This window comes from Chitinophaga niastensis (assembly GCF_003014755.1).
GTDB classification, from domain to species: Bacteria; Bacteroidota; Bacteroidia; order Chitinophagales; family Chitinophagaceae; genus Chitinophaga; species Chitinophaga niastensis.
The window spans coordinates 132141-147715 of sequence record NZ_PYAW01000007.1 but is presented as its reverse complement, the minus strand read 5'-3'; the positions used below and the strand labels follow the sequence as shown (position 1 = coordinate 147715).

The following is a 15575-nucleotide window of genomic DNA, read 5'->3' as shown; positions in this document are numbered from 1 at the left end:
AATAAAACACGCGAAATGCCCACCCATATTGCGTTTGATTTGACTGCTAAATGACTTCATGAAACTTTTTTAACTTTTCTTTTGTTTTTAAAACTGAAAGCATATAGCTTTGCATCCCATTAGTCTATAAAAGTAATAGGGTAATAAAGAATCAACATTTACTAATTAAAGGGAAACAGCTTATGGAAAGAAGTAACCAACCACATTTTAGCATCAACAAAAGTTGTTGTAGCTGATAATATTCACCTCGTCCAACAGATCATTCGTAGTAGCGGGTTACAACAATCAATAGCCGTTCCGGAACGTATCTGTTCCTGGTATTAAAACAACAATGGGATACTAAGCTGTAATACCTGTGCATAACGGGTGGGGCATTGTATTGCCTGCAAATTCAACAAACCAAATCCATTTAACATTTTTGCTTATGTTACAACGATTACTCATCTTATTATTGCTGCTGGGGCCATTGGCGGTATTCGCGCAAACGCGGACAGTTACTGGCAGCATTCACTCCGCCAAAGATAAGGAGCCACTCCCCGGGGCTTCAATAGTTATCAAAGGAACAACAAAAGGTGCTGTTAGTGGTCCTGACGGTAATTTTAAACTGGAAGTAACAGACCCTGCTGCCACCACACTCGTGATTCGTTTTATTGGTATGCAGCCACAGGAAGTGCCTATCAGCACAACGCCTGTCAATATTGTACTCCAGTCTGCAGGAAAAGATATTGATGAAATAGTAATAGTAGCCTATGGTACTGCTAAAAAGAATTCCTATACCGGTTCCGTTGCACAAATCAAAGGGGATGAGCTGGTAAACCGCCAGGTATCCAACGTTTCCAAGGCTTTGCAGGGCCTGGCAGCAGGGGTGCAGAGTGCATCTTCCAGCGGACAACCTGGTTCTGAAGCTACCATCCGTATTCGCGGAGTAGGGTCTATTAATGCTTCCGCAGATCCTTTGTACGTGGTAGACGGTGTGCCTTATGGAGGTACTATCAGCTCTATCAATCCATATGATATAGAATCTGTGAGTGTATTAAAAGATGCCGCTTCCAGTGCGCTGTATGGCTCCCGTGGCGCAAATGGCGTGATTATCATTACCACCAAAAAAGGAAAGAAACAAGGAAATAATATAGACGTTCGCGTTAGTCAGGGCTTTTCTAAAAGAGCGGTGAAAGACTATGAAACGGTAAACATAGACCAGTATTTTCAAATGTACTGGCAGGCACTGCGCAATGCTGATCAGTCTGGTGACCCTACCATTGCGGCTCAGCAAGCCAGTGGCAACCTGGTGAATGAATTAGGTATCAATCCTTACGGTAACGCCTATCCGGAGCCGGTAGGAGTAGATGGAAAACTGAAAGCCGGTGCACGCGCGCTTTGGAACGACAACTGGGATAAAGCGATGCAACGCACAGGACATCGTACAGAAGCAGATCTCAGTATCAGCGGAGCCACTGAAAAAACACGCTACTTTATTTCCGGCGGCTACCTCGATGATCAGGGTATTTACCTGGGCTCCGGCTTTAAACGCTATAACGTACGCAGCAATGTTGATATTGATGCAAAAAAATGGCTGAAAATAGGACTGAACCTGAGTGGGACACATTCTGATCAGGATGCACCACCATCAGAAGACAGCCGCTCTGATAACTATGTGAACTACGGCCGTTTAATGCCCGATTTCTACCCTATTTATCAACGTGATCCCAATACCGGTGCATATGTACTGGATGCAAAGGGTAACAAAATTTTTGACTACGGTGATTATCGTGCCAGTGCTGGAAACCCTAACACCAACCTGGTGCAAACATCCGGCATTGACAAACACAATGTATTACAGGACGACATCTCCGCACGTGTATATGGAGAGGCTACTATCTGGCGTGGCCTGAAGTTTAAGTCGAGCTATAATGCAGACTATGCCGCCCGTCAAACGCATGATTACACCAACCCAACACTTGGTTTTGATGCGGAAGTAGGAGGAACAGTAGACAGGGCCAACTATCGCACTTTCAGCTGGACCTTCAACAATATCCTCACGTATGAACAGATTTTTAATGAGAAACATCACCTGAACCTGCTGGCAGGCCAGGAAGCATATAAGTATACAACTACTTTTATTGATGGTCAGCGCTCAGGTTTTTCACTGCCTGGTTTGGATGAACTGTCAGCTGCTTCACTCATCAAGGATTTGCAGGGATACACAGATACGTATAGCCTTTCCAGTTACCTCGGCCGTGCAGAATATGACTACGACGGAAAGTATTTCCTGTCAGGTTCATTACGCACAGATGGTTCTTCCCGTTTCGCGCCGGATCGCCGCTGGGGTACCTTCTGGTCTGTTGGCGGTTCCTGGAAAGCTACACAGGAAGCATTCCTGAAAGACGTTTCCTGGCTTAATCTGCTGACGTTACGCGCCAGCTACGGTGGACAGGGAAATGATAACCTGGGAACAAGTGCCTACTACAATTATTTGCCTTTGTTTGATGTAAATAGTAACCTGGGTGCCGGCGGTACTTTTCGCCGGAAAATTTATAACCCGCAACTCAAATGGGAGACTAACCTAAATCTCAACGTAGGCGTGGATTTCGGTTTGTTTGCTAATCGTTTGGGTGGTAGTGTGGAATTCTTCGAACGTAAATCAAAAGACCTGTTGTTTTCCCTGCCCAAAGCACCTTCCACTGGCTATTCTGCCCTGGATGCAAACATTGGCGCACTGAAAAATACAGGCGTAGAGGTTACACTGCGTGGTGTGCCTGTTAAAACAAAAGACTTTAGCTGGGTGGTAGATCTGAATATGACACACTACACCAATAAAGTCACCGAATTGCCGCAAAAAGAAATCATCAGCGGCACCAAAAAACTGATGGTGGGTAAATCTATTTACGATTTCTATATCAGACAATGGGCGGGTGTTGATAAAGAAACCGGCGCTCCTTTATGGTATACTTCGAATGCAAGCGGTGTGAAAGGAACTACCAGTAACTATAGTTTAGCCAGTCAGTATTATTCCGGTTCGGCTTTACCGGATGTATATGGTGGCTTCACCAATACATTTAACTATAAAGGTTTCAGCTTCTCTTTTCTGGTTGTTTACAGTATTGGTGGTAAAGTGCTGGATCAGGATTATACGCTCCTGATGAGCTCAGGTAATGCTGGCGGGCGCGCCTGGTCTGCCGAAATGCTCAATGCCTGGACACCCGAAAATAAAAATACGGACGTGCCTAAGCTGACAACCATCAATAACAGCTGGACCAGCACCTCTACACGCTTCCTCTACGATGCCAGCTATGCACGACTGAAAAGCATAAACCTGAGTTATAATCTGCCTAAATCATTACTCGATAAAGCTCATCTGAATAATGTACTGGTGTATTTGCAGGGAGAGAATGTTTTCACCCTGTATAATCACAAAGGAATGGATCCTGAGCAAACAGTAGGAGGAACTACCTATTTCCGTTACCCAGCCGTGCAATCCATATCTGCCGGCATTAATCTGAGCTTCTAAAAAATAGTATTATGAAAAAGTACAGACTTATACTCTTAACAATATTTGCCACAGCAATACTGGTAGCGTGCAAGAAAGATTTTCTGGACACCAAACCTACCAATGCAGTGCCGGAAGACCAGGTTTTTAGCACCGCAGACAATGTGGAAACAGTGATCAATGGTACCTGGAGCTACATGTTTGAGGAATTTTTCACGTATGCAGTGCCTGGTTATAAATCCATTCATCTCACCAGCGACGCTATGGGCAACGATGTGGCTATTACCAGCAAATATGGTTTACGTGATGCCTACACATTTACCGAAATGGTGGATCCTACCAAAAATCGTGTAGGTGCTTTCTGGACCATCCTCTACAAGGTAATTGATAACTGTAATAACATTATCGCCAAGGTAGATAATGCTACCGGAGATGCTAATAAAAAAGCCTACCTGAAGGGACAGGCATATGCATTGCGCGCAAATTGTTATCTCACACTTGCTTCTTTTTATCAGTTTGGTGTGTCCGTAAATCCGGGTGCCAAAGCAGTACCTATCTATACGGAGCCTTCTGGTCCTGCAACACAGGGCAAGCCACGGGCAACCATTACACAGGTATATCAACAGGTGATTGATGATTTGCTGAAGGCAGAACCACTGCTGCAGAACTATCAACGTAATGCAACACAAAAATGGCGGATCGATCTGAATGTAGTGGAAGGATTACTGGCGCGCGCTTACCTGTATAGTGGCCAATATAGCCTTGCACCGGCCAAAGCAGTGGCCGCACGTAATGGTTATCCGTTAATGTCTGGTGATGATTACAATAAAGGATTTAACGATATCAGCAATGCAGAGTGGATTTGGGGACATGCCCAAACGCCCAACCAGAGCAATGCGAGCTACAACTTTAATTTCCTGGATGTATCTTCTCCTGTATCTTATTACTATAGCTTCATGGCAGATCCTTATTTCAAAAGCCATTTTGATAATAGTGATGTACGTACCCGCTTGTTTGATTGGGACACATTACCCAGCCAGGAAGGATTTCTGCGGTATAAGAAATTCCGTTTCCGTGATCCGGGAGCAATGGTAGGAGACCTTGTGCTGATGCGTTCCGCAGAAATGTACCTGGTGGAAGCCGAAGCATATGCACGTAGCAGCAATACAGGCAAAGCTATAACAGCACTGAATACATTGCGTGTAGCCCGTAACGCAGCACCGTATGCTGGTGGCGGCAACCTGGTGGATACAATTATGCTGGAAAGAAGGAAAGAATTATGGGGAGAAGGATTTTCACTGTCTGATATTATTCGTACAGGCGGTACCGTAGTCAGAAAAGCATTTTTATCTTATCAGAATACGGATAGCTTAATTTCAGTACCTCGTGCAGATGGCACTTTCAAAGTGGTGAAGGCCCGTGGCCATCGTACGCTGAAATTCCCTGATAAGAGCGCTTTCCAACCCAACAGTCCTTACTATTTATTTGCTATTCCAGTAACAGAACAACAGAATAATCCCAATCTGAATAATTAAGTTAGATGGCATAAAAAAACCTCCCGGATATACCGGGAGGTTTTTTTATAATATATTTAATAAATCCACGGAATCACTCTGCTGGTGTGCTTCATATAATCTTTATACTCCTCTCCGAATTGTGCTGTCAGCATTTTTTCTTCTATATTCATCCTGTAAATGAATACGGCAAACACCGGAATAAATACGGTAACCAGGCTTAACCAGTTATTGGTTGATAACCCGAATCCAAGGAAAGATAACAGCGAGCCTGCATAGGAGGGATGACGCAATATGCTGTAGATACCATCCTGTTTTATTTTATGGTCTTTACGGATAGTAACTACTACGGTAAACAATCGTCCCAGTTGCGCAATTGATACAAAGCGTAATATCATTCCCAGCAGTATAACGGATAAGCCTATATGATTCATTAATATACCCTCCTTAATAGGATGATGAGTCCTGTAGGCAAGGATTTCAGCGATATTAATAAATACGATGATGACTATCCAGATAAAAGCCAGACTACCTCTGTCCTGCTTTTTTTTATCTGCTGCATCACCGCCACGGAGAATACGATGTAACAGGATTTCAGATAGGAACCAAACCAGGTAAATGACGGAAGATAACCAGTTCATATATCAAAAGGGATTAAGGGCTGATATATGTAATATATGTTATGTTTTTCAATCTTCAAAAAGTCCGTACTTTGTAAATGGAATAAAATCGTGTGTTATGGAAAATCTGCAAGCTATGCTGCAATCTTCTACTCCTGTATTGATAGATTTTTTTGCTACCTGGTGTGGTCCCTGTCAGATGGTACCACCTATTTTAAAAGAAGTGAAAGACAAATTGGGTGAGCAATTGAGAATTGTGAAGATAGATATAGATAAAAATCCCCAACTCGCTGCGCAATGGCAAATCAGCAGTGTACCTACTTTATTGCTTTTCCGCGATGGCAAACCAGTATGGCGGCAGAGCGGGGTAGTACCGGCGCATCAGCTGGTACCCTTATTAGAATCGCATATTTAGTAATTAGCTTTTAGCAGTTAGCTTTTAGTTCAAAGCGAAGATCAAAGCAATTTATAAAATGATTCGCTTTGATCTTCGCTTTGAACTAAAAGCTAACTGCTAAAAGCTAATTGCTAAATATGATCTTCGCGTTAAACTAAAAGCTAACTGCTAAAAGCTAAAACCTATTATAAAAGCTTTGCAGGTCCCGCTCCAGCTGATCATAAATAGGGCGGGTAAATTCCATAAAAAGATCCTGTGGCGGTGGTGGTGGTTCATCGCGTCCACCTATCAATCGTTTATCTTCTTCACTTAAAGCCCTTTCATCACCACGGAAAGTACCATATTGATTTAACCAGGTGTAGCTGCCGGGAATGCGGTCAGTTCGCAGGGTTTGGCCATTATTATTAGTATCTGTAATGCGGTAATCCAGCACTCCTTTTGAAACAACGGTTTTCTTGGTGATAAACAAGGTGGCTTTTACGGTTTGGTAGATATTAATTTCCCTGCCGGTAGAATCTTTATAGGTGCCGGTAACAATTTCCTTTGAAACATCGCGCTGGATGCGGTCTACATAGGTTTGTCCGACTACAAAATCATAAAAGCGTAATTCAAGATATTCATCTGGTCGCAGGTTTTGACTGCGGGCGATGCGTTCATCATGAAAGAGAACAAAGCGGTTGATATTACGCTGTTGCAGATTTCTCACCAGGTAATCCCTGAACTGATCTGCACTGAATTGAAAATATGGGGAACGCACTTCAATTTCACTGATCACTACATTGATAACGCCCATTTGGTAGGCTTCATCCATGCGTTGTTTGGTATCACGGTAATTGCTGATCAGTTTGAGGGTAGCTCCAAACTCGTCGTAAGCCTTACGTGCACTGGCTTTGTCGCCTTTGTCGAGGAGTGCCATACCACGATCGTAACGGATCTCTGCGGCATTTTCCTGTGCGCCGGTAATGGCATCCCGGTAATCCTTGGGTTGCACTACTCTCAGGGCAGCGGGGGAGTTATGAATAACGTTGTAGAGGTTTTGCAGGGTCCGGTATTCATTACGCACCGATTCCCATTTCAATTGGTTATTGGAGCGCAGGTACTCATTTACACGGTCTTCATGTGCCTGTTGGGCCTTTGTATAGGCATCGGGCAGCATTCGCAGCGCTGTGGCATCCTGTGGCCTTCGTTGCAGCTTCTTTACAAAGGTGGTCACAGCTTCATCGTACCTGCCTTTGTTGTATAATTTTTCACCTGATTTGCAGGAAAAGAGTAAGATGCACAGCAGTATGCCGGAAACAAAGAGCTGCTGCGTTGATCGGATTGATGCACTGAATGTTTTCAAGGGATTATGTTTATAAGGATATATCCGCTACAGTTCTCTTGCGCTATTTATTTATATTGACGTCTGAGTTCTCTGTCGGCTTCCCTCTCTTTGATGGAATCACGTTTATCATGCAGCTTCTTACCTTTACCAATGCCTATTTCTATCTTCGCCAGGCTTTTATCTGTGATAAACATACGCAGGGGTACGATGGTGTAGCCGCGTTCCTTCATTTTGTTTTCCAACTTTCTCAGCTCACGTTTTGTCAGCAACAGTTTGCGTTCACGCAGGGGATCGTGATTGGAGGAGGTACCATGAGAGTATTCCGCAATGTGCAAACTTTTTACATATAATTCTCCTTTAGAAAAATAGCAGAATGAATCATTAAAACTCACCTTATTAGCACGTACGGACTTGATCTCTGTTCCCAGCAATACCATGCCTGCAATATATTTATCTTCTATTGCGTATTCGAAATATGCCGATCTGTTCTTTAATTCTGCCATTAACTATTAGCTTTTAGCCATTAGCCCTTAGCAGTTAGCTTTTAGCACAACAGATAAAGGTTATCTTTTCTGGTACTAAAAGCTAACTGCTAAAAGCTAAGAGATTAGTTTTTGAAGACGGTCAGCAAGCTGCCCAGCTTCGTTTTGAGTTCTTTTCTATCCATAATGAAATCCAGGAAACCGTGATCCAGCAGGAACTCAGCGCTTTGGAAACCAGCAGGGAGGTCTTTTTTAATGGTTTCTTTAATGATCCTCGGACCGGCAAAACCAATCAGCGCGCCAGGTTCAGCAATGTTCAGGTCGCCCAGCATAGCATAGGAAGCCGTTACACCACCGGTAGTGGGATCAGTCATTAAAGAGATGTATGGTTGTCTCGCATTTGCCAGCTGTGTGAGCTTGGCAGCTGTTTTGGCCATTTGCATCAGGGAGAAGGCACTTTCCATCATACGTGCGCCACCGGACTTGGAAATGATCATCAAAGGCATTTTGTGGAAGATGCAATAGTCGATAGAACGTGCGATCTTTTCACCTACTACAGATCCCATAGAACCGCCAATGAAGGTAAAATCCATACAGGCTACTACCAGGTCATTACCCAGCACTTTGCCGGCACCAACCGTCATAGCATCCTTCAACCCGGATTTTTTCTGCGCATCCTTCAATCTGTCGCCGTATGGCTTCAAATCTTTAAAGCCCAGGAAGTCCGTTGGGTAAATATTTGGAAACAGTTCCTCGAACTGATTGTTATCAAATATGATCTCGAAATACTCTGAAGAGTTAATACGATTGTGGTAATTGCATTTATCACAAACATAAAAATGCTCCTTCAGATCCTTTACAGTGGTGGTTTTTTTACAGTTAGGACACTTATGCCACAATCCATCCGGTGCTTCTTTCTTTTCACTGGTGGTAGTGGAGATGCCTTGTTTAATTCGCTTAAACCAGCTTGACATATTTTACTATTAGATTAGAAAATAGTGGTGCAAGATACGAATTATAGCATAAAGCCAAAAACATATGGAGAAAAGGTTTTAGCTGTTAGCAATTAGCTGTTAGCAGTTAGCTTTTAGCTGTTAGTAAACAAAACGGAGACAAAAGCGATAATTTAATATCATTCGCTCTTGTCTCCGCTTACTAACTGCTAAAAGCTAACTGCTAAAAGCTATTATGCGTTCCTGTTGATACAGTTCAGGTCATGGAAAGCTTCTTCCAGACGCTTAACAAAGGTTTCTTCCCCTTTGCGTAACCATATACGCGGATCGTAATATTTTTTATTTGGCTTATCAGCACCTTCCGGATTACCCAGCTGTGCCTGCAGATAAGCTTTCTTTTCTTCGTAGAAATCATGTACACCTTCCCAGAATGCCCACTGCATATCTGTATCAATGTTCATTTTGATGACACCATAACCCAGGGCTTCTGTAATCTGGTGCTTAGGAGAACCGCTACCACCATGGAATACATAGTATACTGGTTTAGCAGCAGTCTTGAATTTAGACTGGATGAATTCCTGGCTGTTATGCAGGATCACCGGACGCAGTTCCACATTACCAGGTGTATATACACCGTGTACGTTACCAAAAGCAGCAGCTACGGTAAAGCGGGAACCTACTGTAGATAAGGTTTCGTAAGCGTAGGCCACCTCTTCAGGCTGCGTATATAATTTGGAATTGTCGATGCCGGAGTTATCTACCCCATCTTCTTCACCACCTGTTACGCCCAGCTCAATTTCGATGGACATACCCAGTTTATTCATTCTTTCGAAATATTTATGGGAAATTTCGATGTTTTCAGCAATCGGTTCTTCAGACAGATCCAGCATGTGAGAGCTGTACAGTGGCTGACCGTGCAGTTTAAAATGCGCTTCACCTGCATCCAGTAAACCATCGATCCATGGCAACCATTTTTTGGCAGCATGGTCAGTATGTAATACTACTGGTACACCGTAATGTTTAGCTACTTCATGTACATGTTTAGCACCGGAAATACCACCCGCAATGTTCGCCTGCAGCTTGTCGTTAGGCATGCCCTTACCAGCAAAAAATTGTGCGCCACCGTTGGAAAACTGTATAATAACCGGTGAATTTACCTTTGCAGCTGTTTCCAGTACCGCGTTCACGGAGTTAGTTCCTATAACATTCACGGCAGGCATAGCAAATCCGTTGTCTTTGGCATCGTTATACAGCGCATCCAGCTCTTCGCCGAATAATACGCCAGCTCTGTATTTTCCCATACTCTAAAATGTATTTGTTTTTTAGGAAAGCAAATATAAGGAGTTAAACAGAAGATTTATAGCGAAAAAAATCGCCGGGAAGAAAATCTCCTTTTTTAACTCCTCACTTTCATACATATAAATAAAGGGAAAATATCAAAACCGCTACCACACCGGATCAGCCGGGAAGGAGCAACAGCCGTAGGTTTAGCTTACCGTGAGCGAATTGCCATCTACTTTTACGGTATAAGCCGTTAATGGATTGCCAGCCGGTCCTGTATTCACAGCGCCGGTAGCAGTAAACCTGCTACCATGGCCACATGGAGCGTTACATTCAATTAATTTGGAAGCATTATTATAATTGGCCACTGTACATCCCTGATGGGTGCAGGTGCTCGACAGTGCCGTGAAAGCCGCTGCTGTATTGCCTGTGCCGGTACGAATAATGATCACACCATTGGATATTTTAAAATCGCCGGGATTCAACAGGTCACTGCCTAAATTGAGGGTTAACTTATTAGTTGTACCACCACCTGGTGGCGGAACCGGAGGAGTATTGTCGTTGCCACCTTTGCTACAGGCAGCCAAACCCGCTGTACACGCCAGCGCCAGCGTAAGACCAATATTAGAAACAAAATCTCTTCTTTCCATAGAATGCGTTTTATTTTAGATGATCAGATATCCTTGTTTACGCAAAAGGAAAGAAAGAGGTTGCCTCTTAAAATCTAATTTGATAAGATGGATTGAAAATAAGCAGGTGCTTCGAGCAGGCGACTGCCGTACCAGGAAAATAATTCGCCGTCTACCAGTTGAATACGGGCATCCGGCAATATTTCCTGCAGTTCTGCCATATGTTTTTCTTTGAAAGGATAAGGCTCGGAAGATAACAGCACCAGCTTACAGCCGCTGCTGGCCAGTTGTGCAGCCTCAATGGAAGGATAACGCATTTGATCACCGAACACATTATGTAACCCGCAAACACGCAGCATATCATGTATAAAAGTATCACCACCCGCTACCATCCAGGGATTGCGCCAAATGAAATAGGCAGTGGGTACCGGTACTGCAGCCGGTACTAATGCGGCAAAACCGGATTTAATTTCAGTAAGCAGCGCCGCTGCCTGTGCAGCGCGGTCAGTAATGGCGCCTATGGAAGCAATCATATCGTAAGCATCTTCCAGCGATTGTATATTGCTTACCCATACAGGAAACTCGGCCATCAGGGCCTGTATATCCGTTGCCAGATTTTCTTCTTTGTTGGCAATAATCAGGTCAGGAGCCAGTTGCCGCACAATATCCAGGTGCACATTTTTAGTACCACCAACGCGTGTTTTACTACGAAACCACGTTGACGGATGTACGCAGAATTTTGTAATACCTGCCACTTCCTCGTCCAGCCCCAGTGTATATAATAATTCTGTTTGCGAAGGCACCAGGGAAATGATTCTCCCCGGCGGCTTCGCTAATGTTATTTGTCTGTTTAACTGATCAGTAAAAACCATTACAATTTATGATTACTATCTTCCCAACGCCTGTATAATATCATATTTCGTTACAATGTGGTGGTTGCCGCTATCATCTTTAGTCAGCACAGCACCATTTTCTCTGTTGATATATACCGTTAGTTTTTCTATCGGCGTATCCTGGCCTACCAGTGGGAATGGGGAGTGCATCACCTGCCGTATCTGTGCGTCTTTTAAATTGGCATCATCAATCAGGCGGTTGAATAATCCGTTTTCTGAGATGGCGCCGATAATGTCGCCACCTTGTTCTACAGGGATATGTTCAATATCAAATTTTTTCATTTTGGCGATGGCTTCGCTCACTTTTGCATCGGCGCTAATGGTTACCAGTGGCTGATTACGACGGCCATTCACTACATCTTTCACGGTTTTAACATCCAGGAAACCACGTTCCATCATCCATTGATCATTGTATATTTTGCCTACATAACGACTGCCATGGTCATGGAAAATAACCACTACCAGATCTGTAGGTTTTAATCCTGCCTTCAGCTGTAAAAGTCCGGCGATAGCGGATCCTGCGGAGTAGCCCACAAAAATACCTTCTTCTTTGGTGATACGGCGCGCCATCACAGCAGCATCTTTATCCGTAACTTTTTCAAACTTGTCGATCACACTCATATCGTAGTTCTCCGGCACAAAATCTTCCCCAATACCCTCTGTGATATAGGGATACACTTCTGTCATATCCAGTTCACCCGTTTCAAAATATTTTTTCAGCAAAGAACCGTAACTGTCGATGGCCCAAACTTTTATTGCCGGATTTTTCTCTTTCAGGTATTTACCTGTTCCGGTAACAGTGCCACCAGTACCGGTTGCCACTACCAGGTGCGTGATCTTACCGTCTGTTTGTTCCCATATTTCGGGACCGGTTTGTTCATAATGCGCATCCCTGTTAGCGAGGTTATCATATTGATTTACATAAAATGAATTGGGCACCTCGGTAGCCAGTCTTTTGGATACAGAGTAGTAGGAGCGCGGATCTTCAGGCTCCACATTGGTAGGACATACAATTACTTCTGCACCTACAGCTTTCAGGATATCCACTTTTTCCTTGGATTGTTTATCTGTAGTGGTAAAAATACATTTGTACCCCCTGATGATGGCTGCCAGTGCCAGCCCCATACCGGTATTGCCGGAAGTGCCTTCAATAAGGGTGCCGCCGGGTTTCAGCAGTCCGTTCTTTTCAGCCACATCTATCATTTTTACCGCCATACGGTCTTTAATAGAGTTGCCGGGATTAAAAAACTCAACCTTGGCCAACACCGTACAAGGCAGGGTAGCCGTTACGCGGTGCAACTTTACCATCGGGGTATTTCCTATCGTTTCGAGAATATTATCACAGTATTTCATAAAAAAATGAGGTTGTATGGTTACGAAAATACGGAATTGATGGGAGCAGATTGTCAGAACTGTGATTTTTATGATTTTTGTGATTATCCTGATTAGCGAAGATCTCAGCGGATATTGTCTGAACCAGGATTTTTAGGATTGAATGGATTACCTTGATGGGTGTTATATTGTTTGATTAGAAAAAAGATATACGTGAATATTTTCGTTATGATCTTCGGCACCCATCAAGGTAATCCATTCAATCCTAAAAATCCTGGTTCAGACAATATCCGCTGAGATCTTCGCTAATCAGGATAATCACAAAAATCATAAAAATCACAGTTATATTTGCTCCTGATGAGTGAAAGAATATTTATTACCGGCATAGGCACCGGTGTGGGAAAAACCGTTGCGGCTGCATGTATTACCGAAGCATTACAGGCAGATTACTGGAAGCCTGTGCAAGCCGGACTGACGGAAGGAACGGATACGCAAACGATACTGCGTTTGGTAGCTAACGGCGTGTCGGTTTGTCATCCCGAAGCATATTGTCTGGATACACCCGCATCCCCTCATCTGGCTGCCCGGCTGGAAAATATTACAATAGATATCAATGTTATTCTTGCGCAGGCAAACGAATTGCAGCCGCCATTACGCCCTTTGATCATAGAAGGCGCAGGCGGACTGATGGTGCCTGTTAACGAAGAAATATTTACGCTGGACCTCATCCGGCAGCTGCATGCACGGGTAATTATTGTGGCCACCAATTACCTGGGCAGCATTAATCACGCCCTGCTCACTGCCAGGGTACTGCAACATACAGGCGTTCCCGTTATAGGCTGGATTTTTGGCGGAGATTATCATAGTAATGAAGATGATGTGGTGAGATGGAGCGGTTATCCCAAAATAGGCCATATTCCACAAACCGATCATGTCGATAAGGCATTCGTAAGGCAACAGGCACAGTTGTTGACAGCATCGCTGCATACTTTACTGGCATGACCACGAAAAAGGATATACGAAAACATTTTCTGGAGCTGCGGCTAAACCTGGACGACGATACGGCCATTACCCTCAATGAGCGGCTGCTGGCCAATTCCCGGCAGCTGGATTATAGCGGTATCCGGCAGGCACACATCTTCCTGCCTATCTCTGAAAAAAAAGAAGCAGATACCTGGCCGCTGATAAAATGGCTGCGGGATACCTGGCCCAACATGCAATGGGTGCTGTCTAAAGCAGATATGAAAACAGGAGAGATGACCCACTATCGCTGGAAAACCAATACCATTCTCGTTAAAAACCGCTTTGGCATTCCGGAGCCGGATCATGGGGAAGAAGTACTGCCGACAGATATAGACCTGGTATTTGTACCTTTGCTGGCTTTTGATCTGCAAGGGCACAGGGTGGGATATGGCAAGGGAATGTACGACCGGTTCCTCCAACAATGTCGCCCGGATGTACGTACCATCGGCCTTTCGCTGTTTGAACCGGTAGCGAAAATAGAAGATGCGGACACCTGGGATGTACCCCTGCAAACAGTGGTAACCCCGGATCAGATTTATCAATTTAAATAAACAACAGTGCTTAAATACCTGAATTTTCTTTTATATCCCTTTTCTCTCCTGTATGGCCTGGTGATGTGGTTGCGCAACCGCTTTTATGATAAGGGACTGCTTACTGCAGTGGAATTTGATCTCCCTATTATTGCCGCCGGTAACCTCTCTGTAGGCGGCACGGGCAAAACGCCACACGTAGAATATATGATCCGCTTACTGAAAGATCATTATAAAACGGCTACCCTCAGCCGGGGCTATAATCGCCGTACCAGTGGTTATATCCTGGCAGATGAAAATAGTACTGCATCGGACATTGGTGATGAACCCATGCAGTTCCATGATAAGTTTCCGGACATCAGGGTATGTGTAGGAGAAGAGCGCATGCTGGCCATTCCACAGCTGCTGGGTGATGAGCCCGATACGCAGGTGGTACTGCTCGATGATGCCTTCCAGCACCGGTCCATCAAGCCGGGTATGAACATCCTGATCACGGATTACCGGCGCCTTTTTACCCGTGATCACGTGGTCCCTTTTGGCCGTTTACGGGAAGGACGCAAGGGTTATATGCGTGCCAATTGTATCATTGTGTCCAAATGTCCACCTGCAATGAGCGTCGCAGAAAAGCAGGCGCTGGAAAAAGAAATTGCCCCTTTGCCTCATCAGCGGCTCTTTTTCACTACCTTGCAATACGGCGCCTTGTTTGATATGATTACCCATCAGCCGGTGGAAATCCCAAAATCAGCAACCGTATTGCTGGCATGCGGCATAGCAAGGCCCGAACCATTGCTCGACGAACTGAGACAACGTTACGATCAGGTATACCTGTTGTCTTTTCCCGATCATTATTACTATTCAGAAAAAGATATTGCGAAAATCAAGAAAGAATGCAGCGATTTGCCAGGCACGGAAAAGGTTGTCATTACCACAGAGAAAGATGCAGTGAGACTACATCTACTTAAAGGAGCCCTGGCAGAACAAAACCTGCAAATTGCTGTTATGCCTGTAGAGATTTCATTCCTCTTCGGAGAAGCAGAATTATTTAATAACTTTATTTTTGACTACATAGGCAGGCATTTGCCCGCGCCTGGTCAATGATAACTTACGACT

The 15575-nt window shown here is 44.2% G+C and carries 14 protein-coding genes; 6 read left to right on the top strand and 8 right to left on the bottom strand.

The annotated features are described in order from the left end of the window. The first annotated feature begins 424 nt into the window (after window positions 1–424). Window positions 425–3508 (top strand): SusC/RagA family TonB-linked outer membrane protein, encoded by a 3084-nt coding sequence (locus tag CLV51_RS24655; RefSeq protein WP_106530770.1) that lies wholly within the window; start codon window positions 425–427, stop codon window positions 3506–3508. Between the two features lie 11 nt (window positions 3509–3519). Continuing rightward, entirely contained in the window at window positions 3520–5022 is a 1503-nt protein-coding gene (locus CLV51_RS24650; protein WP_106530769.1) for a RagB/SusD family nutrient uptake outer membrane protein, read from the top strand. Between the two features lie 56 nt (window positions 5023–5078). Here the strand turns inward: CLV51_RS24650 and CLV51_RS24645 are convergent, their stop codons facing one another. After that, the gene (locus tag CLV51_RS24645) at window positions 5079–5642 is read right to left on the bottom strand and encodes a methyltransferase family protein (RefSeq protein ID WP_106530768.1); all 564 of its coding nucleotides are present in this window, start codon (window positions 5640–5642) and stop codon (window positions 5079–5081) included. Between the two features lie 97 nt (window positions 5643–5739). Between CLV51_RS24645 and trxA the strand changes: the two genes are divergently transcribed. Next, complete coding sequence (trxA, locus tag CLV51_RS24640) at window positions 5740–6036, top strand: thioredoxin (protein WP_106530767.1); 297 nt, start codon at window positions 5740–5742, stop codon at window positions 6034–6036. A 157-nt stretch (window positions 6037–6193) separates the two neighbouring features. On the opposite strand, the gene CLV51_RS24635 is transcribed toward trxA, so the two are convergent. The 7 genes from CLV51_RS24635 to CLV51_RS24605 all read right to left on the bottom strand — a co-directional run bounded on the left by CLV51_RS24635 (window position 6194) and on the right by CLV51_RS24605 (window position 12933). Next, a complete protein-coding gene (locus CLV51_RS24635) occupies window positions 6194–7360 on the bottom strand; it encodes a tetratricopeptide repeat protein (RefSeq protein ID WP_106530766.1) in 1167 nt (388 codons plus the stop codon). 47 nt (window positions 7361–7407) lie between these two features. Further along, window positions 7408–7845 carry an SsrA-binding protein SmpB gene (smpB, locus tag CLV51_RS24630; protein WP_106530765.1) on the bottom strand — a complete coding sequence of 146 codons (438 nt, stop codon included), beginning with the start codon at window positions 7843–7845 and terminating at the stop codon, window positions 7408–7410. A 104-nt stretch (window positions 7846–7949) separates the two neighbouring features. Further along, entirely contained in the window at window positions 7950–8798 is an 849-nt protein-coding gene (gene accD / locus CLV51_RS24625; RefSeq protein WP_106530764.1) for an acetyl-CoA carboxylase, carboxyltransferase subunit beta, read from the bottom strand. A 212-nt stretch (window positions 8799–9010) separates the two neighbouring features. Then, window positions 9011–10078, bottom strand: a complete 1068-nt coding sequence (fbaA, locus tag CLV51_RS24620) for a class II fructose-bisphosphate aldolase (RefSeq protein ID WP_106530763.1) — start codon at window positions 10076–10078, stop codon at window positions 9011–9013. A 186-nt stretch (window positions 10079–10264) separates the two neighbouring features. Continuing rightward, on the bottom strand, window positions 10265–10708 hold the full coding sequence (locus tag CLV51_RS24615; protein WP_106530762.1) for a QcrA and Rieske domain-containing protein: 444 nt from the start codon (window positions 10706–10708) through the stop codon (window positions 10265–10267). Between the two features lie 74 nt (window positions 10709–10782). Next, complete coding sequence (locus CLV51_RS24610) at window positions 10783–11559, bottom strand: helical backbone metal receptor (protein ID WP_106530761.1); 777 nt, start codon at window positions 11557–11559, stop codon at window positions 10783–10785. A 15-nt stretch (window positions 11560–11574) separates the two neighbouring features. Further along, window positions 11575–12933 carry a pyridoxal-phosphate dependent enzyme gene (locus tag CLV51_RS24605; RefSeq protein ID WP_106530760.1) on the bottom strand — a complete coding sequence of 453 codons (1359 nt, stop codon included), beginning with the start codon at window positions 12931–12933 and terminating at the stop codon, window positions 11575–11577. Window positions 12934–13269: 336 nt separating this feature from the next. Between CLV51_RS24605 and bioD the strand changes: the two genes are divergently transcribed. From bioD to lpxK, 3 genes are read left to right on the top strand one after another with little or no spacing between them, the layout of a single operon-like run. Then, window positions 13270–13914, top strand: coding sequence for a dethiobiotin synthase (gene bioD, locus CLV51_RS24600; RefSeq protein ID WP_106530759.1), 645 nt, complete (start codon window positions 13270–13272; stop codon window positions 13912–13914). Continuing rightward, on the top strand, window positions 13911–14486 hold the full coding sequence (locus tag CLV51_RS24595; protein WP_106530758.1) for a 5-formyltetrahydrofolate cyclo-ligase: 576 nt from the start codon (window positions 13911–13913) through the stop codon (window positions 14484–14486). Before bioD ends, CLV51_RS24595 begins: the two co-directional genes overlap by 4 nt. Before the next feature lie 6 nt (window positions 14487–14492). Next, window positions 14493–15563, top strand: a complete 1071-nt coding sequence (gene lpxK / locus CLV51_RS24590; protein WP_106530757.1) for a tetraacyldisaccharide 4'-kinase — start codon at window positions 14493–14495, stop codon at window positions 15561–15563. Window positions 15564–15575: the final 12 nt, after the last annotated feature.